The 21204-nt window shown below is 45.1% G+C and carries 21 protein-coding genes, 4 tRNA genes and 2 pseudogenes; 22 read left to right on the top strand and 5 right to left on the bottom strand.

Annotation, left to right across the window (positions count from 1 at the left end; translation table 11 throughout):
• Positions 1 to 3: 3 nt before the first annotated feature.
• On the bottom strand, positions 4 to 516 hold the full coding sequence (locus FHS16_RS11585) for a 2'-5' RNA ligase family protein (RefSeq protein ID WP_183562085.1): 513 nt from the start codon (positions 514 to 516) through the stop codon (positions 4 to 6).
• A gap of 236 nt (positions 517 to 752) precedes the next feature.
• Between FHS16_RS11585 and FHS16_RS11580 the strand changes: the two genes are divergently transcribed.
• The 5 genes from FHS16_RS11580 to FHS16_RS11560 all read left to right on the top strand — a co-directional run bounded on the left by FHS16_RS11580 (position 753) and on the right by FHS16_RS11560 (position 1855).
• Positions 753 to 917, top strand: a complete 165-nt coding sequence (locus FHS16_RS11580) for a hypothetical protein (RefSeq protein ID WP_183562083.1) — start codon at positions 753 to 755, stop codon at positions 915 to 917.
• 108 nt (positions 918 to 1025) lie between these two features.
• Positions 1026 to 1102 (top strand) — tRNA-Met (locus FHS16_RS11575).
• A 37-nt stretch (positions 1103 to 1139) separates the two neighbouring features.
• Positions 1140 to 1216 (top strand) — tRNA-Ile (locus FHS16_RS11570).
• A gap of 19 nt (positions 1217 to 1235) precedes the next feature.
• Positions 1236 to 1321: transfer RNA gene (locus FHS16_RS11565), tRNA-Leu, on the top strand.
• Between the two features lie 258 nt (positions 1322 to 1579).
• Entirely contained in the window at positions 1580 to 1855 is a 276-nt protein-coding gene (locus tag FHS16_RS11560; protein ID WP_183562081.1) for a hypothetical protein, read from the top strand.
• Positions 1856 to 1871: 16 nt separating this feature from the next.
• On the opposite strand, the gene FHS16_RS11555 is transcribed toward FHS16_RS11560, so the two are convergent.
• Complete coding sequence (locus FHS16_RS11555; protein ID WP_183562079.1) at positions 1872 to 2438, bottom strand: hypothetical protein; 567 nt, start codon at positions 2436 to 2438, stop codon at positions 1872 to 1874.
• 232 nt (positions 2439 to 2670) lie between these two features.
• Between FHS16_RS11555 and FHS16_RS11550 the strand changes: the two genes are divergently transcribed.
• The 10 genes from FHS16_RS11550 to FHS16_RS11505 all read left to right on the top strand — a co-directional run bounded on the left by FHS16_RS11550 (position 2671) and on the right by FHS16_RS11505 (position 15948).
• On the top strand, positions 2671 to 3066 hold the full coding sequence (locus FHS16_RS11550; RefSeq protein WP_183562077.1) for an RDD family protein: 396 nt from the start codon (positions 2671 to 2673) through the stop codon (positions 3064 to 3066).
• 140 nt (positions 3067 to 3206) lie between these two features.
• On the top strand, positions 3207 to 3698 hold the full coding sequence (locus FHS16_RS11545) for a hypothetical protein (protein ID WP_183562075.1): 492 nt from the start codon (positions 3207 to 3209) through the stop codon (positions 3696 to 3698).
• A gap of 227 nt (positions 3699 to 3925) precedes the next feature.
• Positions 3926 to 6181, top strand: coding sequence for a helix-turn-helix domain-containing protein (locus FHS16_RS11540; RefSeq protein ID WP_183562072.1), 2256 nt, complete (start codon positions 3926 to 3928; stop codon positions 6179 to 6181).
• 216 nt (positions 6182 to 6397) lie between these two features.
• Positions 6398 to 8023, top strand: coding sequence for an extracellular solute-binding protein (locus tag FHS16_RS11535; protein WP_183562070.1), 1626 nt, complete (start codon positions 6398 to 6400; stop codon positions 8021 to 8023).
• 89 nt (positions 8024 to 8112) lie between these two features.
• Entirely contained in the window at positions 8113 to 9009 is an 897-nt protein-coding gene (locus FHS16_RS11530) for an ABC transporter permease (protein WP_183562172.1), read from the top strand.
• Positions 9010 to 9066: 57 nt separating this feature from the next.
• Positions 9067 to 9939, top strand: a complete 873-nt coding sequence (locus FHS16_RS11525; protein WP_183562068.1) for a carbohydrate ABC transporter permease — start codon at positions 9067 to 9069, stop codon at positions 9937 to 9939.
• Between the two features lie 25 nt (positions 9940 to 9964).
• A complete protein-coding gene (locus tag FHS16_RS11520; RefSeq protein ID WP_312890851.1) occupies positions 9965 to 11755 on the top strand; it encodes a hypothetical protein in 1791 nt (596 codons plus the stop codon).
• Positions 11752 to 14010, top strand: a complete 2259-nt coding sequence (locus FHS16_RS11515) for a glycoside hydrolase family 88/105 protein (RefSeq protein WP_183562066.1) — start codon at positions 11752 to 11754, stop codon at positions 14008 to 14010. The genes FHS16_RS11520 and FHS16_RS11515 overlap by 4 nt, the downstream gene beginning before the upstream one ends.
• A gap of 86 nt (positions 14011 to 14096) precedes the next feature.
• A complete protein-coding gene (locus FHS16_RS11510) occupies positions 14097 to 15113 on the top strand; it encodes a LacI family DNA-binding transcriptional regulator (protein ID WP_183562064.1) in 1017 nt (338 codons plus the stop codon).
• Positions 15114 to 15252: 139 nt separating this feature from the next.
• Complete coding sequence (locus FHS16_RS11505) at positions 15253 to 15948, top strand: uracil-DNA glycosylase (protein WP_183562062.1); 696 nt, start codon at positions 15253 to 15255, stop codon at positions 15946 to 15948.
• 65 nt (positions 15949 to 16013) lie between these two features.
• Here the strand turns inward: FHS16_RS11505 and FHS16_RS11500 are convergent, their stop codons facing one another.
• On the bottom strand, positions 16014 to 16985 hold the full coding sequence (locus tag FHS16_RS11500) for an S-layer homology domain-containing protein (protein ID WP_183562060.1): 972 nt from the start codon (positions 16983 to 16985) through the stop codon (positions 16014 to 16016).
• 512 nt (positions 16986 to 17497) lie between these two features.
• Between FHS16_RS11500 and FHS16_RS11495 the strand changes: the two genes are divergently transcribed.
• The 7 genes and pseudogenes from FHS16_RS11495 to FHS16_RS11475 all read left to right on the top strand — a co-directional run bounded on the left by FHS16_RS11495 (position 17498) and on the right by FHS16_RS11475 (position 20574).
• Positions 17498 to 17821 carry an antibiotic biosynthesis monooxygenase family protein gene (locus tag FHS16_RS11495; RefSeq protein ID WP_183562058.1) on the top strand — a complete coding sequence of 108 codons (324 nt, stop codon included), beginning with the start codon at positions 17498 to 17500 and terminating at the stop codon, positions 17819 to 17821.
• 365 nt (positions 17822 to 18186) lie between these two features.
• Entirely contained in the window at positions 18187 to 18375 is a 189-nt protein-coding gene (locus FHS16_RS31700; RefSeq protein WP_312890858.1) for a hypothetical protein, read from the top strand.
• A gap of 319 nt (positions 18376 to 18694) precedes the next feature.
• Positions 18695 to 19112: pseudogene (locus FHS16_RS32595) on the top strand (phage terminase large subunit family protein); the annotation flags it as partial.
• Entirely contained in the window at positions 19092 to 19517 is a 426-nt protein-coding gene (locus FHS16_RS11485; protein WP_376769664.1) for a terminase gpA endonuclease subunit, read from the top strand. The pseudogene FHS16_RS32595 and the gene FHS16_RS11485, both read left to right, overlap by 21 nt.
• Entirely contained in the window at positions 19444 to 19683 is a 240-nt protein-coding gene (locus FHS16_RS32590) for an Arm DNA-binding domain-containing protein (protein ID WP_376769662.1), read from the top strand. The genes FHS16_RS11485 and FHS16_RS32590 overlap by 74 nt, the downstream gene beginning before the upstream one ends.
• A gap of 12 nt (positions 19684 to 19695) precedes the next feature.
• Positions 19696 to 19794: pseudogene (locus FHS16_RS32430) on the top strand (tyrosine-type recombinase/integrase); the annotation flags it as partial.
• Between the two features lie 99 nt (positions 19795 to 19893).
• A complete protein-coding gene (locus tag FHS16_RS11475; RefSeq protein WP_312890857.1) occupies positions 19894 to 20574 on the top strand; it encodes a tyrosine-type recombinase/integrase in 681 nt (226 codons plus the stop codon).
• Between the two features lie 137 nt (positions 20575 to 20711).
• On the opposite strand, the gene FHS16_RS11470 is transcribed toward FHS16_RS11475, so the two are convergent.
• Together FHS16_RS11470 and FHS16_RS11465 are read right to left on the bottom strand one after the other, a co-directional pair.
• Positions 20712 to 20784, bottom strand: a tRNA-Val gene (locus FHS16_RS11470).
• A 43-nt stretch (positions 20785 to 20827) separates the two neighbouring features.
• Entirely contained in the window at positions 20828 to 20995 is a 168-nt protein-coding gene (locus FHS16_RS11465; protein ID WP_183562050.1) for an aspartyl-phosphate phosphatase Spo0E family protein, read from the bottom strand.
• Positions 20996 to 21204: the final 209 nt, after the last annotated feature.

The raw sequence follows: 21204 nt of genomic DNA, 5'->3' as shown, positions 1-21204 counted from the left end.
AGGTTATCCGCGAAGAAGAAAGGATTGATACGCGGTCCAGGAGCCGTTATCCGTCTGATAGAGAAGGTGGACGCGGTCTATCGTTGTTGATAGATCAATCTCCTGCATGCGGAGGTTGCCGTACAAATCATGGAGCTCATCAGCAGACAGCTCTTGTCCGATCGTAAGATGCGGCGTGAATACGTAAGTAGGAGCCTCTACAGCGAGTGGTCCGCTGCATAGCTGCTCGTGAAGCTGTTGCATGGAGACCGTGTCTTGCAGGGCAAGGTATAGCACATGATTGACAGGATAGAAGGTGGATACCCTGTTTAGGTGAATCGAGAATGACGGCAGCATGGAGGTGATTTGCTCCAAATGGGCAACAGCCATCTGCAGCTGTTCAATCGTCCATTCTTCTGCTTCTCTCACCGTTAGATGCGCAGGAATTGCCGAATAGTGAGGGTCATGCCTTCTTCGCAAGCTGTTTGCGTAATCCTGCACATGCTTTTCCGGAAACACAACGATACCGTACAACATGGATCTCAGCTCCTTCGCAATGATCTTATTTGAGTATACCCGATTTGCATATAAATTAAGAAACAGAATTGGAGTTTCCTCGTTCCATGAAGTCACATGACATGCCGGTGATTGTGATGAGGAAAATCGCATTGATTTATTGTATTATTCCAATTTTGGGGTATTCTAAGGGCTACAACCTTTATTGAAGCGGCTAGCATACCGCTAGACATCTTAATCGCAGTGGAGGGGTTCGCATGAGGTGGGTGTATTGGGTTCGCCTATACGAGACAAAGTTTCAGGCGGGGTGCTTGGTAAGAAGAATGGAAGACGACTGGTGGGTTTATGGCTATGAAAGCCCGCGTGAAGTCGAAGTATTTCGCTCGCGGAAAGGTCGATTTGGCGTTAGATTTATACCGTAAAAAAGGACTGAAAATAAATTAGAATATTTTGCTTGACTTAAAACATACAACTATAGTATATTATTTTATGTCGCCATTTCAAGAAGCATTGCTCAAATGGATATACGTCGCGGGGTGGAGCAGCCCGGTAGCTCGTCGGGCTCATAACCCGAAGGCCGCAGGTTCAAATCCTGCCCCCGCAACCAACCTTTCGATGAATACGTTGAAATATACGTTTTTCGAGGGCCCTTAGCTCAGTTGGTTAGAGCGGTCGGCTCATAACCGATTGGTCGGGGGTTCGAGTCCCTCAGGGCCCACCATAGCAAACCTTCACAACATGCCGGGGTGGCGGAACTGGCAGACGCACAGGACTTAAAATCCTGCGGTGGGTGACCACCGTACGGGTTCGATTCCCGTCCTCGGCATACCTAGAAAACCTTGATGAGTCAATGGTTTTCACGAAGTACATAAGCTTTATATTTATGTAAGTCCTGTGTGTTTAAATGAAGTACACAGGATTCACGTAGAAGCGGATAAACCTCTTTTGTAGCATCTGACTTGTTCAGGTACAACAAAGGAGGTTTTTTCATTGCACATAGGATTGAACAGCATAAAACCTCACTATTTAGAGCACGATAAACGTTGGTCGTTTTGACAAAATGAGTGAGATGGAGGCTTTCAAAATGGTAAACAGAAATTTACAGCAAATCGCTGCCGATCTGCAAGAAAATCAAAAGCTGGAGCAAGCGCAGCAGGAAGTGCTGACGGCTCATCGACAGCTGCAGGAACAAAATGAGGAGCTGCTCGAGGCGGAGCTGATGCTGCAAGCAGAGACGCAGCAAGTGCTGCAAGCGCAGCAGCTTGTGAAGCAGGAGCATCAGGACGTTCAGAAAGCACAAGAAAAGCTGCAACAAGCACAAGCTGCAGCGATGTCTTTGCAAAACAATCCGATTCAATAAGCAAATCATGCAAATCTCATTCGAAAGAGCCTGCGAAATCCATCGTTGGCTCTTTCTTCATGTCTGAGCTTGCTTGGGCAGCCAGCCGCGCTGCATTATGGGCTAGCCTATGCAGCGGATTGTTCTTTTTATGTTTGCCCATATAAGTTATGTTCACGTCTACGCTTGGATAGGAGACTTGCAGCTGCTCGATAGCAGACAATATTTGATCACGAGCCAGTCTGAAAAACGGATTGGGGAAATAGCTGCTTGCAAGGAGCTGCTGGATTCGGCTGCAGTCGGTGTATATGACGGCGAGCTTCGGTTTATGCTTAGCCAAAGCTATTGCAAGCATATCAAGACTGTGCACGATTGCTAGCAGCTCTCCATATATGGAGCCTTCATCTCGTTTAATAGGAAGCTGTTTAGATGTGATTTCAAATTGCCGATTATGAATGATACAGCAGGCTGCACCGTGATTATGGCTAGCTGTGAATCCGGAGTAATCGCAATAAAGGTACATGTTGCCCTTGCTTAATAAACGCTGTCTCGTACTGGGATAATGATAGGCTTTCTCTATTAACTTTTTCCATGCAGCGTTCATATGCTTTGAGCCTCCTATGAGAAACCATTCGTTTAATTGTCTTCTCATAGATTTTAAACCATTGTGAGACATTCTATTCAAGCCTAGCGATTTGACGTTGTCGCAGAGAACCATACATGCCCCTATTCGACTCTTAACGGCCACGCGGGTGGTCATTATCCGGCATTCTTGATCATATATCTAGATCTATGGGCGTTTCTTATTTATTGAGGCTGCAGGAAGGGGTGCAAGCATGAACGCTGGCTTCTGGATTCGGTTAGGCGCTTCCTTGTTAGACGGTTTGATTGTCGGTGTGCCGCTGTTTATTATTTCTTTGCTCATTACAGGAGGCCTTGAGGGTAGAGAGTATTTCACGGATATCTTATCATTCCTGTACACCCTGCTGCTTCCGGTTTTCTGGAACGGGTACACCATTGGCAAACGGATATGCGGCATCCGCATTCGCAAGCTGGACGGTTCTAGCCCCGGGATCGGTACGATGCTACTTCGGAATGTTGTTAGCGGACTTATTTATTCATTAACGCTAGGAATAGCAGTCATTATCAGTGCCTTTATGGTTGGACTGCGCGAGGATAAGCGGGCCATTCATGATTTTATTGCAGGGACAGAAGTCGTTTCTGCAGATTAAGGCAAAGAGAGAGCTTGCTGCAAGCAGTTGCGGTGAGCTTTTTTTGTTTGTAATTCGTTCTACTTTTGCTTTCTTGAATTTAAATGAAGTAAACTAGAGTAGACGGAACGTCGCCAAAGCAATGGAAGGCGGGGAATGATATGATCGATCGCAAAAACGGAGAAGCTTCGCTTAAACAAAACTCGCGTCGTTTATATGCAGAGATTTTCTCCATAAAGGATACGCTTTACAATGACCTCCTTGAGCGCTTTCCAGAGGATGCTTCGCTCAAGGAGCATGCGGAGCAGTGGAAGGTCTGCATCATGACTGCAGCGGTCTCGACCGCTCTATTCAGCACAGCCTTGGCAGGGAGCAAGGAATTTCCTTACGTTTATTCGTATCTTCATTTAAAGCTACAAGCACTCTATCCTGCAAGCGAAGCCTTATTTGAGGACTGTATGGCAGCAATCGCTAAGCTTCTGAATGGAACGGATTATCACTCAGGCGCTTTTGCTGAAGGGCTGGCCTTGTGGTTGTATTTTACGATCCAAGGGAAAGAGTCATTTCAGGAAGAAGATACACTGCCGTTCCTGCTGGCCGGTCAATATATGAATCAATATTTCTATAATTGGTTTGACAAGCAGCAGAACTAAGGTTGAAACGTTTATGAAACCAAATAGCCAGAGCAAGTCATCGATAACAGGTGCCTGGCTCTGGCTATTCGTTTGTTTAATTAGCAAGTCTAAATGATTGCTTTGCTAGAATGAATCTTTTAGAATGAATAGAGAAAGCGCTTACCCTACGATGATAAAGATAATGGAATCATTATTTTATAGAACTTTGACTGATTGCCGGTAAGCCAATATGAGGAGCGATTGTTATGAAAAAAAGCTGGTACCGCCGAATGCTGCTTTCGTATTTCCCTATTTTTTTATTCACGATAACGATGCTGACCTTTTTATCTTTCTTGATGGTTAATGAACTCTCGAATAATGAAACGGTCAAAGCTGACCGCATATCTACAGGCTATATTATAGATACTTTATCAAGATCCTTGAGAGGAATTGAAACGGACGTATTGGAGGAAATTGAAAAGAACAACTATTACCGTCAATTTATGAATGTTGAGCGGACATCGGAAAATCATGATGTCACCTTTGAGGTTGTAGATAGTATGCGTGGATTAATTGCCAACGACAGCTTAATCGATTCCATGTATGTGTATCGTATCAAGGATAAACAGGTATTGACGCGAATTGGGCTTGTGTCTTGGGATGATTTTGCAGACAAGAAGTTTCTAGAGCAAGCACTTGAGCAATCATCATATCAAGGCTGGTCCGCCATTCGTCCTTATCATGAGTTGAGTATGGAAACCGACAAAAAAGTCATCTCTATGTACAAGCGTGAGCCGCTGCCCTTTGGAACGGATGGTCTTGTTGTCATTAACGTTAATTTCTATGCCGTCGAACGATTGATTCAATCCATGAAAAATGACTCAGTTACGTTTTTGCATATCCGAGACAAGGATGGTCAATTACTATTCTCAACCATGTCTCCAGGTGAAGAAGGCGGCAAAGTTCTTAACCATGTTGATATGGGAGTCCTAGGATGGACCTTCGAAAGCGGCATAAAAGCGGGACAGCTCTTTTTGTGGGTTTCGGTCATTTCTTACGTGTGGGTCGTCATCGGTGTGCTGACGGTACTGTTTGCCATTATTTATATTTTGTATATAACACGAAAAAACTACAAGCCTATCCGTTTAATGATGAATAGGATTGAATCAATTCAGCTTCGAAGCGAAGGGATGGGCGCTGGGAAGATGGACGAGCTGTCATTGATCGACCATACGCTCGAGAATTTGATTCAGCAAGCGTCCGATTTCGAAAAACAGCAGCAGGATCATATTTTGGCGGGTAGAAGGCAGCTCTTTTTTGACCTTATTCGAGGGGAAGGAGCAGCCAGCGCTGAAGAAAGAATTCTGAAGTTGAAGCTGCTATCAGCAGGAACAAAGCTAGGGCAATTTTCATTTATCGTCGTTGAAATTGGTCAGTATGGACATTTCAGCAGCGGTTTTTCTGTCATGGATCAGCATACACTTAAATTTGCTTTGTCTAATGTGCTGCAAGAGCTCGCTCAGGATGAGGGAATGTTTGCCTGGGCAGAATGGATCGGCGAGAGCCGGATGGGCATCATAGTCGGAGCTGACAATGAAAAGCTGGAACTAAAAGAGCATATTCGTCGATTTGCAGAAAAAGGCGGCGTTTGGGTATCAGATAATCTAAGGATGGCATTAACCTTTGGGATAGGCCCAATAGTAGAGGATTGGGCACCGATTCATGTTTCTTATCAAGCGGCAGTGGATGCGATGCTTCATAAACTATCGCTTAACAAGGATGCAGTTGTAATGAGTGATGATCTGCCGGGACAAGCTGGTAACATGTCGTATAAATATTTGCAAATGGCAGCTGATTTGGTACGGGAATTTAGATTGTCGACAGGCAACTGGCGCGAGCATTTGGAGAAGCTGTTCAAGTCATTGGAAGCGGATTGTTTAAAGGATGAAGATGTGAGGATGCTGCTTCAGACCTTAATGGATATGTTAGGTACGGAGCTAAGCAGTGTTGCAGAAGTATTGCATGAGCATTTTACAGCTGAAAGCGCGGAGAGATGGAAACAGAACGTTGATCATACCATGTCACTCACGGAGCTGAATGGCTTGGTTTTGGATCATCTAACGGAGCTGTACCATCATTATGTTGCTTTCTGTGAAACGAAAAACCATCATGCGATGATTACCGAAATGAAAACGTATATCGAACAAAATTTTGCGAATCCAGATCTTTCCTTGAAGCATTTGAGCGATCGTTTTCATATCTCGGGAAAATACGCAAGTTATCTCTTTAAAGAAGAATTCAATATGAAGTTTGTGGATTTCATCGTACAGCTCCGTATGGAACACGCGGAAGTGCTGCTCGCAGAAACGGAGGATTCCGTGCAGAGCATTGCTCTGCAAGTTGGTTATGCCAATTCGATTACATTCGGACGCGTATTTAAGAAAGTAAGCGGTGTAACGCCGGGGGACTTTAGAAGATTGAAGTTAAAACCCGGAAAACCCAGTAACAACGCGGGTTTGTGAAAAATGTTTAGTATGCGAGCAAAGTTTAACAATCCATAATGTGGGAATTTTTGCTGAGGTTTATGATTAAGAAACTAGTTTATTGCAGACTGTTCGAATGGCATGGCATACTTTGGTCATTCCGATACGGACTGCAAGCAAGGGAATGAAAGCGCTGCCTAACAATCCCTGCAGCCCGGATTGAAAACTACTCGATAGGATGAAGGGGTTGGAACGATGACTGGAATCACAACAAAGAAACGGTTCATTGCTTCGAAAACATCAATGCTTGCTTTATTAGTAGTTAGCACCATGGTATTCACGGCATGCTCATCTAAATCAGAGCCGGCAGCAAACGGCAGTAACAATGGTAAAGCGGCAGAAGGTAAAAAGGTTACGCTTAAAGTAGAGATTTTCGATCGGGGCAACGCCCCAGCTGGTTCTACGATCACAGAAAACTACTTATCGAAATTGGTTCAAGAGAAATTCGGAGATACCAACAATGTGAAAGTCGAATACGTACCTGTACCGCGTTCCGAAGAAGTAGCGAAGCTTAACGTATTGATGGCTAGCGGAAGTGATGTTCCGGATATTGTGTTTACTTATGATCCGAATACGTTCAACCGTTATGCCAAACAAGGTGGACTTACTGACTTAGGTCCATTGCTTGAAGCGCACGGACAAACATTGAAAACATTTTTAGGTGATGAAGTACTCCAGTATGGCAAATTTGAAGGTACACAATATGCGATTCCGGCTAAACGCTCCAATACAGGCAAATATGCTTCCTTTATACGTGAGGATTGGCTGACCAAGCTAAACATGCCAGTTCCACAAACAACAGCCGAGCTTTATGAAACGTTGAAAGCATTCAAAGAAAAAGACCCTGGGCAAACGGGCGGACAAGTTATTCCGCTTGGCATGACGATCGCATCTGCACAGTATGAGCCTTTGCTCTGGTCATTCATTCAGACGATGACAGAAGAGCAGCAATATACGCTTACCCAGCAGCTTGGATCGAATGATTATCCAATCCTGCTGCCAGGCTTCAAGGATGGGCTTCAATTTATGAATAAGCTGTACAACGAAGGCCTAATCAGCAAAGATTTTGGACTAGATAAAGACAAAAAGAAAATGAGCGAAGATATTCAAACGGGTAAAGTAGGTTTCTTCAGCGAAGATGACATTAACATCTACTATAAAGACGGAACCTATGATTTGCTGCAAAAAACGGTAGAAGGTGCTGTGCTTTCAGCGGTTGATGTGTATACGAATGACCAAGGCAAGCATGCTAAACCGCAGTACGCACCAAACGGTCTTTACATTATGGTTCCGAAGTCTAGCAAAAATGCAGTAGAAGCGGTTAAATATCTGAATTGGATGGCTTCAGATGACAATTTGTTCAATCTCCAAAATGGTGTATTGGATGAAAACTATTCGTTGGTGGACGGTATTCCAGTAGCCAATGAGAACCCGACAGAAGAGGCCAAAAACCGCTTGTTCAATTCAGGTGATTTGGCGATCATATCCAATGGTAAACAGCTTGGCAGCCTTGAGAAAAATCTCCAAGCAAGAGCCCTTTCGATGCCCAAGCAATTCCAAGAACAGCTTGCGATTGCACAAGAGATTGCATACGCGGATACTATCCCACTTGTCATGCTGGACAGACCAATTGAAGCACAAACCAAATATGCTACAACTTTGCTCGATAAGTTCAATGAGATTATTGTAAAAACGACAATGGCGAAACCGGACCAGTTCGAGAGCATCTACACAACGATGCTTAAAGATTACATGGCTAGCGGCGGTCAAGCGATTTTGGACGAGAGAATTGCAGCTTACAATGAAATGAAATCGAAATAAAGCGAACAAGTTGGAACATGTGCAGGAATCGGCTCATGCTGAATTCCTGCACAGGCTCCTATTCAAAAGAGGAGGCGACCGCTGTGAGCATGGGTGTTTATTTTCGCAGATATTGGCAGCTATATGCGCTGCTTGTATTGCCGCTGTCATATTTCATTATTTTCAAATACGGACCAATATACGGCATACAAATTGCATTTAAGGATTTCAATTTATTCCAAGGCATCAATGGCAGTGAATGGATTGGTTTCGAGGCGTTTAAAGAGGTATTCGCCATGCGTGATTTCTATTTAACGCTGCGTAATACGCTAATGTTGAATTTCCTTGATTTGATCGTATCATTTCCGGCTCCGCTTATATTGGCGATCATGCTGTATGAATTGAAAACGGCTTGGTTCAAAAAGCTGTCTCAGACGATTCTTTATATTCCGCATTTTATTTCTTGGGTCATTATTGGCGGAATCGTCTATCAAGTATTCGGTACACAATCCGGCATGATTAATAATATATTGTCTTCTTTCGGTGTAGATGCGATTCCGTTTCTAACAGATAAAAATGATTGGCTCATTACCTATTTGCTTGTTGGCGTGTGGCAAAGCGCCGGCTGGGGAACGATTATTTATTTGGCCGCGCTCACAGGCATTAATAAGGAGCTATTCGAAGCGGCAGGAATTGATGGAGCGGGAAGGCTGAAACGAATTTGGCATATTACGCTTCCGGGTCTCAAGCCTACGATTATTGTTTTGCTCATTATCAACCTCGGGCATATGATTTCGATCGGATTTGAACGACCATATGTCATTGGGAACTTAGCGGTTCGGGAGTATTCAGATGTGTTAAGTACGTTTGTCTATCGGATTGGCATTCAGTCCGGGCAGTATACGTTGGCAACGGTAATAGGCTTATTCCAAGCTGTTGTAGGTCTCGTTTTTGTACTCGGCTCCAATTATGTTTCCAAGAAACTAACGGATGAGAGCATCCTGTAATTTTTTCGCAATATGCGTTCAATTCTAGCATGCGACTATTTGAAAGGAGCGGACGTTATGAGAGAACAAACCGCTAACCGTGTATTTGATACGATTAATTTTATAGTGTTATTCTTGTGCACACTGATTTGTCTGGCTCCATTTCTTCATATATTGGCAATCTCGCTAAGCTCGGTTAAACCCATTCAAGCTGGCCTAGTAAGCTTAATTCCAATCGATTTGAATTTTGAAGCCTATACGAAGGTTTTTACAGATCCTGCGATGATTCGCTCCCTTTTCTTCACAATCCTGCTAACTGTGATTTTCACCGTTATGTGCATGGTTTTGACAATCGCTATGGGATATCCTTTGGCGAAAAAGAAACTGAAGGGCCGTAAACTGTTTATGTTTGTTGTTGTCATTACGATGTTTTTCAGCGGCGGTATCATTCCTGAATACATTTTGATCAAAAATTTGGGATTGCTTGATTCCATATGGGCGCTCGTGCTGCCGGGACTTGTTAATCCTTTTTATCTGATTATTCTGATTTCTTTCTTCAATAACATCCCTGAAAGTTTGGAGGAATCGGCCGAAATCGATGGCAGCAGCCATTTCCGGACTTTGCTGAGCATTATGATACCATTGTCGCTGCCTGTCATTACGACGCTCAGCTTGTTCTATGCCGTAGGGCGTTGGAATGGGTTTACGGATACGCTCATGTATATCAATAGCCCGTCGCTTTATCCGCTTCAGCTCAAGCTGTACCAGCTTATTCAGAACAATATGGTCAGTGAGCTCATACAGATGGAAGGCTCGCAAATGGCTACGGTCGTGCCTGAAAGCTTGAAAGCCGCAAGCGTTATATTCGCGACAGTGCCGATTCTTATCGTATACCCATGGCTGCAGCGTTACTTTGTAAGCGGTGTAATGCTAGGCGCGGTTAAGGGATAGACAGTTGTAATCGGGATCATATGAGATGGAAGGAATGACGCGGATGTATAGCACGCTAGTAAAGATTAATGACGAATGGGCGCAAGAAGGCGCTGGACGCCAAATTATGGATTCAACGAGCCGCTATTATGGCGGTGTAGCAGATTCGGAGAATGGGATTGCTTGGCCAAGCCATGGCGGCACTCCAATGATTATGGCACTGTGGATTGCGGCTCTCGTGAATAAGGATTCGAAATATTATCATAATAATGAGCTGGCTTTAAGGCTGGAGCTAGGAAGTGAATTTATGCTTCGTTCGCAGCATGCTGACGGTACGATTTCTCCCGGCTGGACGAATATGCATTCTCCGCCTGATACAGCATTTGTTGTAGTGGGGCTGGCTCAAGCTTATGAGCTGCTGAAGATGGATGAGTGGGAGCCGCTGCAAAAAGCAGCCTCGAATACGCTGCTATTTCTAGAGCGGACAATACCGGCGCTATTAACAGGCGGCTGCCATACGCCGAATCACCGCTGGGTACTGAGCGCTGCACTTGGATTCCTGTATAAGCTGTCTGGCAACGAGGCGCTGAAGGTGAGAGCGAACGAATGGCTTGCAGAAGGAATGGATTGCACGGAAGATGGCGAATGGACCGAGCGCAGCAACGGGATTTACAATTCAGTCAGCGATGTGATGTTATTTCATGCGGCTGAGCTTCTGGATAAAAAGGAGCTGCTTGAGCCGGTTCGTCGGAATTTGAAAATGATGGCTTATATGATCCATCCAAATGGCGAAGTCGTTACAGATTATTCCGGACGCCAGGATTTCGGCAACAGCTTCACGATGGACAGCTATTTTCTCGTCAGCAGGTTAATGGCCGTCCACGATCAGGATCCTCACTTTGAAGCGATTGCGGAGCTTGCCGGTCAAACTTTGAAGCATCCGGGATGGCTGCCTAACAACGCGATGATAAGCTATTTGTTGCGACCCGAGCTGCGCGAGCAACCCATTCCGCCTGCAGAGCTTCTAACGAACTACCGAGTCGTAGTAAATCGTGATTTTGAGCGTGAACGTTATTTAGGTGAGATGGAGGGTGCCGGGCATCATGGCATCATCTATCACAGCCGGTTGCATCCTGATTTCGGCGCACCGGTCGCTCGTGAACGGGATGGACAGACGAGCTTAACTGTTATGACAGAGTCCAGCTCCATGTTTGCGCTTCGGCATGGTCAAGCGAGGCTGCTAGCTGTACAAATCGGAACCTCTTTCGAGCCTGGGTTTGTCAAGATGAACGATCTAGAAGTGTTGGAGCATGGCTACCGATTGACAGCTGTTGAATCCAAAGGATACTACGGACCTATTAAGAAAAAAGATTTGCCGCAATCGGCTAGCTCGCCAGTAAGCCCATGGTATTTGCTTCCGCATCATTTGAGAGAAACCACCCATTTGCAGCAGCATCATGTCGAGGCAAAGCTTATGAAAAGCGAGCTTGGCTGGCAGCTTACGATAAGCTGCGACGAGCCGGAGAGTTTGATGACTCAGGTTATATTTGTATTTGGCGAAGAAGGTAAGCTTACCGGAGATGGTATCGTCCCTGAAGCCGATATCAACTTCTGGAAGCAGGGAACAGCCCATTATGCCGCTGGAGACGATTGGATTGAAATGGATAGCGGGGCGCATGAACATCTTGTCAAAACGTTGAGAAATACAAGCGTACCGTCAGGCTGTAAGGCGCTTATTGTCAATTTGATGACGCCATACCGCAAAACCTTTGACATTAAGCTATCGCCTAAAAAAATGAAGGAAGACGAAGCGGCTGATAGGGAGCTGATAGGATGAGCGCATATATTGAAGCACGCGAGAGCAGCCGATACTGGTATGGCGAGGATGACAAACGGATACTGGAGGTGCTGGCAGGACGTTATGTCGGAGCGAATCCCGCAGTTCCGTTTGCCATGCGTACGTTCTCCCATGCGGGCATCCTGCAAACTGAAGCAGGATTATACGAAATGAACTTGGCTGAGAAGCTGCCTGATGCTCGGATTGGGCAATATGCTTATGTCTATGGATTAGTCTGGAGCGACGATGAACGCTCCATTGATAGTATCGTTGAGCCATTTGGGCCAGTGAAGCTGTTTCTAAATGAAGAGATGATCTATCGATCATCCGTTGTGGAGGAGCTGAAGCCAAAGGCGCAAGCGGTCATTCCTTTGTTGTTTCGCAAAGGGTGGAACCGTTTGTTGATTGAAGCGCGCTGTACCGTTGCCGGATTTGGCTGCTGCTTCGGCGCAGATGAAGCGAAGGTTCGCATTATGCAGGTTTTGGCTCCCTTTGCTGAACGGGAGGGAAGTGCAGGTTGGGTATACTCCGAGCCGGTATTGGAATCACTGGTTCAGAAGGATGGCAGCATAATGGACTTCAGCGGGACGGAGGCGGGAGACGAGCGTAGCTGGTTGCCACGTATGAGATGGGAAGCAGAACAGTTAGAGATGTCTAATTGCGAGCGCATATTCGGTACTCCTTCCTGTCGTTCTGCCGCGTACGGTTGGACGTCGCTATGCCTGCCTGCTGGGGATGCTGAGATTCTTCTAGAAGGCAGCACCCGCGGTTCTACACAAATTTGGCTGGACGGACATCTGGTGGCATCGCTTGCGGAAGCGGGAGCATTCTCGATCAAAGCAACAGCCTCCGCCGGTAGTAACGAATTGCTTGTGCATACAATCAGCAGCACTGCTGGCTGGGGCTTTGCGTTAAGCGCGCAGCTAGAAGAAGGGGGCCCGCTCAATTTCCAAGCTCCGGTCCATATCCACGGTTATGACGGTGCGTGGCTGTACGCAGGTCCGCTTGATCCCGACCAGAACCTGCTGCCGTCTGACGTTTGTTTAACTTCACAATTATTTAACGTGATTAACGGAGAAGGAGAGCTTGCTGGAAGCACCTATTGGTCGGTAGACGCACCGCAAACACGCCTTCGGCCTTATTATGAGAATGCGATGCTGAGCAACAAATGGACGACGGGCAATGCGACAAATTATGGACGCTGGGATTATCCGCTCGGCGTCACAATGTACGGCCTTCTGAGAACTGCAAAAGAGCTGGAGCGAAAAGATTTAATGGAGTATACGCTTAGCCATATTCGCACCTGCACGGATCTATATGATTATTCCATGTGGGACAAGGAAGCTTATGGGTTCCCATCCCTGAACCATCAGCTTGTTATGATGCGCATGCTCGATAATTGCGGTTCATTCGGTTCCGCGATGCTAGAAGCGTACGGGCAGACTGAAGACGCAACGTTCCTGAGGATTGCAGACCGAATAGCCGATTTTATGCTACAAAAGCTGGAACGCAAGGATGACGGAGCCTTCTACAGACTATGCGACGGCGATTATTCGGCAAATACGATGTGGGCGGATGACTTGTATATGAGTGCGCCTTTTTTAATTCGATATGCAGCTGCAACAGGCAATAGCGCCCCGTTGAATGAAGCTGCAAGACAGTTTCTTTTGTACAAAAGCTATTTGTTCATGTCGGATGAGGCATTAATGTCTCATGTATTCGATTTCAAATACGGGAAAGCTACTCTCGTTCCTTGGGGACGAGGCAATGGCTGGTGTTTATTTTCTTTATCGGAACTGCTTGAAAGGCTTCCGCTTGATCATGGCGATCGGCCAGCGCTAGAGACATTTTTCGAGGAGATGTGCGCTGGCGTTGCAGCCGTGCAGAGCGAATCAGGTCTTTGGCGGCAGGTATTGAACCGCTCGGATGCCTATGAGGAAGCATCTTGTACCGCGATGTTTGCTTATGCAATGGCTCGCGGAGTAAGATTCGGGTGGTTAAAGCGGCGAGATTATTATCGGGATACAGCATTGCGAGCATGGCAGGGATTAACGGGTTGTGCGATTGATAAGCAAGGCAACGTATACGGTGTTTGCAGCGGCTCACGATATTCATATTCCCCAGATTACTATATGTACGATCTAAGAACTGTCCTTAATGATAATCACGGCATAGGAATCATGATGCTTGCGGGTGTCGAGATTGGCCGTATGAAGGAGTATATGAATAATAATAGACATATGCCAATGGCGTAACGATAACGGACAAAGAAATGATTGCCAATTTCCAGAAGCTCTGAGCATAATAGAGGTAAAGCGACTTTTGCGAGCGAGGAATGTGAATGAAAGCAACCATTTATGATATTGCTAGAGAAGCGGGCGTTTCTATTGCAACCGTTTCCAAGGTGATGAATGACAAAGGGAAAATCAGCGCTGCGCGCCGCAATCAAATACTTTCGATCATGCAGAGGCTTCAATATCAGCCAAGCGCGATCGCATCAGCTCTCACGGGCAAGCATACCTACACATTAGGTCTGCTTATTCCGGACATTGCGAATCCTTTCTTTGCCGAGGTTGCCCGTGCCGTAGAGGATCGAGGTCATCAATTTGGCTATTGCGTCATCATCTGCAGTACGGATAACAAGGATGAGCGTATCGAGAGATACATGACCGTTCTGAAGCAAAAACAAGTGGATGGCATAATTATCGGAACGGGTCTTGAAAATCATGCGATGCTGGAGGAGCTGCGCTCCATCATACCAATCGTCGTTATTGGGCGTGAGGTTACTCCATTGGATGTTCCTACTGTAGTTGCAGATGATTATCGGGGCGGACGGCTCGCAGCTGAGCATTTGCTTGCCCTTGGACATGTGCGAATGGCAGTCTTGGCCGAAAGCCTGCTCATTAGCAGCAGCAGGGACAGGCTCCGAGGCTTTCAGGATGCCATTGAAGATGCTGGGTATGCGCTTCCAGATGACAGCATCATCGCTTGCGGCCATGTTCTAGAGGATAGCAAGGCGCGAGTCGTGAAGCTGCTTAGAGGGGGAAATCGGCCTTCTGGTCTATTTTGCTTCAATGATCTTCTCGCGGTTGGAGCGCTGCAGGCAGCCAAGGAGTCCAATGTTCACGTGCCGTCGGAGTTATCCGTTGTCAGCTTTGACAATACCATCTTGGCTTCCGTTACTAATCCGCCGTTGACCTCGATAGCGCAGCCTATGAATCAATTGGGGGAAGCTGCTGTCGATTTGCTTCTCAGGCAGTTTGAACATGGGGATCTGGTCCATCAACGCGTTTCGCTTCGAACAGAGCTTATCGTACGCCAATCCACGGATGCTGCACATCCGCTTAAGCTGTTGTAGTAAGCTGCCCCACTATGCTAAAATATTGCTTAATCATATAAATAATTAGCTTGAAGAAGGCTCCTTCGTTTGGATCTGAGTGATCAGGTTCGCATGAAGGAGATTTTTGTTTGAGGCGTACGGGAAGGGATGTTTAAAAATGTCGATACAGTTAAGCAATGGTTGGCTACAGCGGTTAAATGGTGAGCTTGGGGCGCCTTATATGCGCGAGCTGATTGACAGGCTTGATGATTTGTATGAGAGCACAACGGTATATCCAGAAAAGTCCGCAATATTCAATGCCCTACATATTACATCTTATGAACAAACAAAAGCGGTGATCTTGGGACAAGACCCTTATCATGGACCGCAGCAGGCACACGGGCTAAGCTTCTCTGTGCAGCCGGGTATGAAGGTGCCGCCTTCACTTAAGAACATTTATAAAGAGCTGGAATCAGACTTAGGCGTACAGGCGCCTGATCATGGAAGTCTTGAAGCGTGGGCCAGACAAGGCGTGCTGCTTCTGAATACGGTGCTTACTGTGGAAGCAGGGAAGCCGAACACACATCAGGGATGGGGATGGGAGAAATTTACCGATGCCGTTATTGACGCCTTAAACGAGAGAGAAGAGCCGGTTGTGTTCATTCTCTGGGGAAAAAATGCGGAGGCCAAAGCGGCTGCCATAAATACGGAAAAGCATTTGATTATATCTTCCCCACATCCAAGCCCCTTTGCGGCGCGCAAAGGATTTTTCGGGAGCAGGCCGTTCTCGAGGGCTAATGCGTTTCTTGAGAGTGTCGGGAGAGAACCGATAGATTGGTCAATTCCAAAGTTGTCTGAGCTCATTCACACATAAAAAAAAAGGCTTCTCCGTTTCTTCGAACCAAGGTTCGGAAGAGCAGAGAAGCCTTTTTAAATTTGTTATTGCGCGATGATACCCGAACTAGCTGAACCAGATGATCCTGGAGACGATTGACTTCCGCCTGCCAGTACTGGTTTGAGCTTGCTGTCGATGTAAGTGGATATCGAAACGTCCGTTATCACTTGTGGATACATGGTGTCTGGATTCGGAAGCACCGTCTCTAGGTGAATAATCGCTTGGTCACCTTCGAAAGCGATTGAAGCGATCCGCAGTCCATATCCAGGATGCGGCATTTGTGCGGTAATGGTTACTTTGTTGATGTCAGCATTTACGGCCGTAACGTTTAGCTTAGGATCGATTGCGGGCTGCTGGGGCTGCTCAGGCTGTTCTGGGATAGGCGTATTCTCCTTTGTGAATTGGATGGCACCATATAGCCAGCCTGCTGCTTCGCTGCGTGTAACGGCTTTCTTAGGATAGAACTTATTGGATTTGTCCAATGTAACCACTTTGCTGATGATTAGCTTCTGAATGCTGTCCATGTAATCTTTATTTACGTCTGCTTCGTCTTCAAGCAGCATGAAGATTTCAATGAAAGCATAGTCGCCTTTCGTAAGCATCGCTTTGAACAAATGGTGAGCGAACTGTTCACGGGTCATCACATCATTGGCTTTTACCGTTTTTGGTATTTCAAGGCCGTTTAGACTCGCGATGATAAATGCGTCTGCGTACCAAGCATCATTTTTGAGATTCGTAAAGTAATCCTTTACTTCTGGCGCTTTGATAAAGCGGATATGGTCGATATTCAAATCCAAACCTTTGACAATCAATGACACGCCTTGGGCGTAAGTAAGCTTATCCTTTGGATTGTACTTATCCTGCTTATCGCCGCTTAGTATGCCCAGCTTTTTAAGCTCCGCGATCTTTTGCTCATTCGGATCATTTTGCACATCCTTGAATGCCCAAACGGTTTGTCCCAGAGTGAAAAGCATCATCGCAACTAGGGTTACGATCAATAGGGATCTTTTTTTCATGTGGTCACCTCATTTTTTTATTTGCTATAGCTAATTATTTGACGTTATGTATCGAAGAATGGTTGCAATGATTGTTAAAAAGATGAAACAGAGACTCGGATTTGTTGAAAGCAGCTCGTTTTCATTCTAAAAATAATCATGGAGAATCATGCATTGATATGTATATAATTTCGAGATTTCAAAGCATTTATCCGATAATGGGCTTTTTATCTGAATACTGCTTTTGTTTGGATGCAATTGCTTTTTATGTGATATGAAAAAAGATGGATATCATTCATAGCTCGTGCCGCATGGTTGCAACAAATTCGTATCATTCTTTTTAGAATACTATAATTCGTTGGTTCTCGATTACATAGAAAAACCCCTGCAATCCCTTATAGTAAAGGGGATTGTGGGGGGTCATTTCAATGATCTGAACAGGGTTCGAACCTGTGACCCCTACCCTTCACATAGGTGTAGATGAATAGGGAATCATATCAAAAAGCGTTTATAAAACATAAAGGAGTTTTAAAATGACACAAATATCTCCGGATCATCAAGTTTTAACTTTTATCAATGTGTTTACGGTCGATCCTGAAAATCAATTACGGCTAGTGGAATTGCTTACTCAAGCAACTGAAGGGTCAGTTCAATACGCACCAGGTTTTATCTCTAGTAGTCTGCATCGGAGTTTGGATGGAACTAAAGTAACTATGTATGCGCAGTGGGAAAGCATGGATGCTTATCTGGAAATGCGAGATGATCCAAGACCACTTCCATTTTTTCAAGAAGCATTAGAAATTGCAAAGTTTGATCCGGGATCATATGAAGTTGTTAAAACCTTCAATCACTTCTAATAATAAAATGACCTTAAGTGAGATAGTTTGATTTCAGATTTGATGGGATTGTATTTCAATTTGTTTTCTTTTACAGATGCTCTGTATATAGCACTGACAAATAGCATGCTTCAGGTGCAGATGTAAATTGCATCAAATGTCATTTCTTTTCTCTTGAATATCGAACGTTTGTTCGCATATAATAAGGACATCATTTAATGTGGGACGGTGTTCTATATAACGACAGGATCGAGGAAAAAACTCGATGGAAATGGAATGTGGGAAAGCAGCAGGATGATGCTTCCTGAGCATAAGGTGCGAATAAATCAACTTGCAGAAGAAGAGAAGAAGCGACAGCGCATCAGCTTGATGAGCAAGAATGGGCTATCATCTCGCAGCTCGTTGAAGCATCCCTAAAGCACCGGCAGCTGATCAAGCTTTTAATGTTTCATGAGACGGAGGAATTAGAAGTCTCTGGTGTGGTTGATCGCGTGGATCAGCTACAGAATCGGTTCATGGTTGATGGTGAATGGTTTATGATTCGTGATATTGAGGGCGCAAGCCTTGAACATTGATCGACAAATGTTGATTGAGTATTTGGAGAATCGAGCCGATCAACTTAAGCTTAAATTGGAACAGAACAAGGACGAGTAAGAAGATATTTCGCTTATGCGTATCGCAAAGCAGATTGTTATTAACCAGCTACTTGATGATTTGTATAAAGGTCATTTCGATAAAAAAGAGCCGCTTAGCGAATCTTAAATTCGCAAGCGGCTTTCACATAGTGCATTCCAAGAATCGTGACGGTGTGGTCATCATGTTTTTCGATCACTCCGCCAAAGTCATACGTTTCACCGTTTTGTCTAGCTATGATGGCTGTTTTGTTGAACATGGCTGCTTCGAAATAAGATCGGTGTCGCCAAATCTCGCGACAGTGGGAACACGATTGAAGAAAAGTCCTTTCCTGGTGGGTACGTGACGATCGTAGGGGCAAATGCTCCATCTGGATTATCATCTAGGCCAGTCCAGGTTGTGCTATGCGATGAAGTGGATCGGTTTCCTGTTTCTGGAGGTAAAGAGGGTGACCATATTTCACTCGCGACTGCGCGGACGAAGACGCTCCGTCACAAGCGGCGTCATTTGTTTGTCTCAACGCCAGTTGATAAGTTACGAAGATAGCATAATGGAACAATGGTGCCTTCCTTGCCCGCACTGCAACGAGCTGCAGGCGCTGCGCTTAAAGGATGGCATCGTATATGAGCATTATGTTTCAGAAAGCGGCGAAATAGTCGTGACAGAGGCTGAGCATCGCTGTGTTTACTGCGGCGTACTTGGCACAGAGAAGGAATGGAAGCACGGTGAGGGTGCATGGATCGCTCGAAAAGAGCACACTAGCCGGCGCGGCTTCCACATCAATCAGCTTTCCAGCCCGTGGTCAGATTGGCGCGAGGTTGCGAAAGCTTTTTTTGTTGCAAAAAGAGAAGGCATAGACAAGCTTAAGTTTTTTATAAATACTGTCCTCGGTGAACCTTGGGAGACAAAACAAAAAGGTGTTAAAGAGAAGACGCTGGCAGCTCGCCGTGAACCGTATTTTGAAGTTCCGGCAGAAGTGAAAGTTATAACGGCTGCGATCGATAAAAAGGATGACCGCTTTGAGATCGAAGTCAAAGGCTGGGGCGCGGGCGCTATGGTATTTTACAATCGAACTTGGAAGTAGTGGCGGACAAGGACGCATAAAACGACGTGGATTTAGGACGAAGAAAGATGCAGAAACAGCTGAAAGAGCTATGTTGAATGAGATTCAGCAGGGTTTGAATTTGAACGCTGGAAAGACTCCTTATTGCGAATTTATGAAAGATTGTATTCAGGACAAGAAGCTATAGGTTAAGCCCAGCACACTGGCAACCTATACAACTATGATAAAGAAACATATCCTACCAAAACTCGGTGATTTGACTCTTGGTGAGATTTCTCCACGGAACATCCAGAATCTGTACAACTCGTTATTTGAGAACAAACAGCTTTCTGGAGAAAACATACAGAAGATTCATACCATCGTGAAGGAATCACTTAACAAAGCTGCAGCTTGGAACATGATTACACGAGATCCAGCACTTGCTGTTGATCGGCCAAAGGCGGAAATAAAAGAAATGCTTTATTGGTCCGACGATGAGTCGCATAAATTTCTCCATATTGCTAGAGAAGATCGTTATTACTCAGCTTTCCATCTAGCTTTATCAACCGGAATGCGACAAGGAGAAATCCTGGGGCTTCGCTGGCAGGATGTCGATTTAGTTAATCGTACAATATCAGTTAGGCAAATTCTTAATCATGATGGAAAGACATTTGATGTCGGAGCTAAGACAGTTTCAGGTGTGAGGGCTATTGGGATTGATAAAACGACAACCTTAGAATTGGAGAAGCTACGACGTAGAGTGATGAGGGAGAAGATGGAACACCGCGACAAATACGAGGACAACGATCTTGTAATCTCTACACAACTCGGTACGCCACTTTCTCCACGAAATCTAAATCGTTCCTTTTATCGGTTAATTGGACAAGCGGAAGTTACAAAAATTCGGTTTCATGATATGCGCCATACCCATGTAGTATTGTTATTGAAGATGAGGGAGAACAACAAAAGGATAGCAGAGCGGCTTGGATGGTCAAGTGTTAAGATGCTCGATCGATATGCACATGTGACACCGCACATGCAAAGGGAAACTGCGGATGCTTTTGGAGAAATGTTTTATAACAAGAAGTCGATTGTTTGATATCTAAAAAACGATCCGCACCAAATCCGCACCAAATCCGCACCAAATTCATAAAAGACAGTTAGAGCATAGACTTCACAAGAACGAAAAAACCCGCAATCCTTTGTGTTACAAGGACTTGCGGGCTTTCATTTCGATGATCTGAACAGGGTTCGAACCTGTGACCCCTACCCTGTCAAGATAGTGCTCTCCCAGCTGAGCTACCAGATCATATTAGCGACAATTAATAATATATCAGGGTAAAGAAGAGAAGTCAACACTTATTATTTGCCAATACCCAGGAATACTCATTGAGGAGACGATCCAGCTCCTGGCTGATCTTGACGACTGCTTGATCGGTGAAATTGTTACAGGCTTCAAATAATCTGATCATTTCTGCTCTTAGTTCTTCAATTTTTTGCTGATAAAAACCGTGTTCCATGACAATCCCTCCAACTTTTCATCTGTTAAGACAAGAATAAACGAAGGTTGTTAGAATTTTTCCAAAATGCAATTAGATTAATGTTAGTTTTTCGAACATTGCGCTAGTTTGCAGCCTTCGTATTAGATTAACTACACGGTTTAGACTATTCTGAAACAACTTCAGAATGTCTGATCTGTAACTTTAAGGAAATAATAGCAAAACCCAAT

Source organism: Paenibacillus endophyticus, assembly GCF_014192395.1.
In the GTDB taxonomy this organism is placed as follows: domain Bacteria; phylum Bacillota; class Bacilli; order Paenibacillales; family Paenibacillaceae; genus Pristimantibacillus; species Pristimantibacillus endophyticus.
This window is presented reverse-complemented; position numbering and strand designations above follow the sequence as displayed.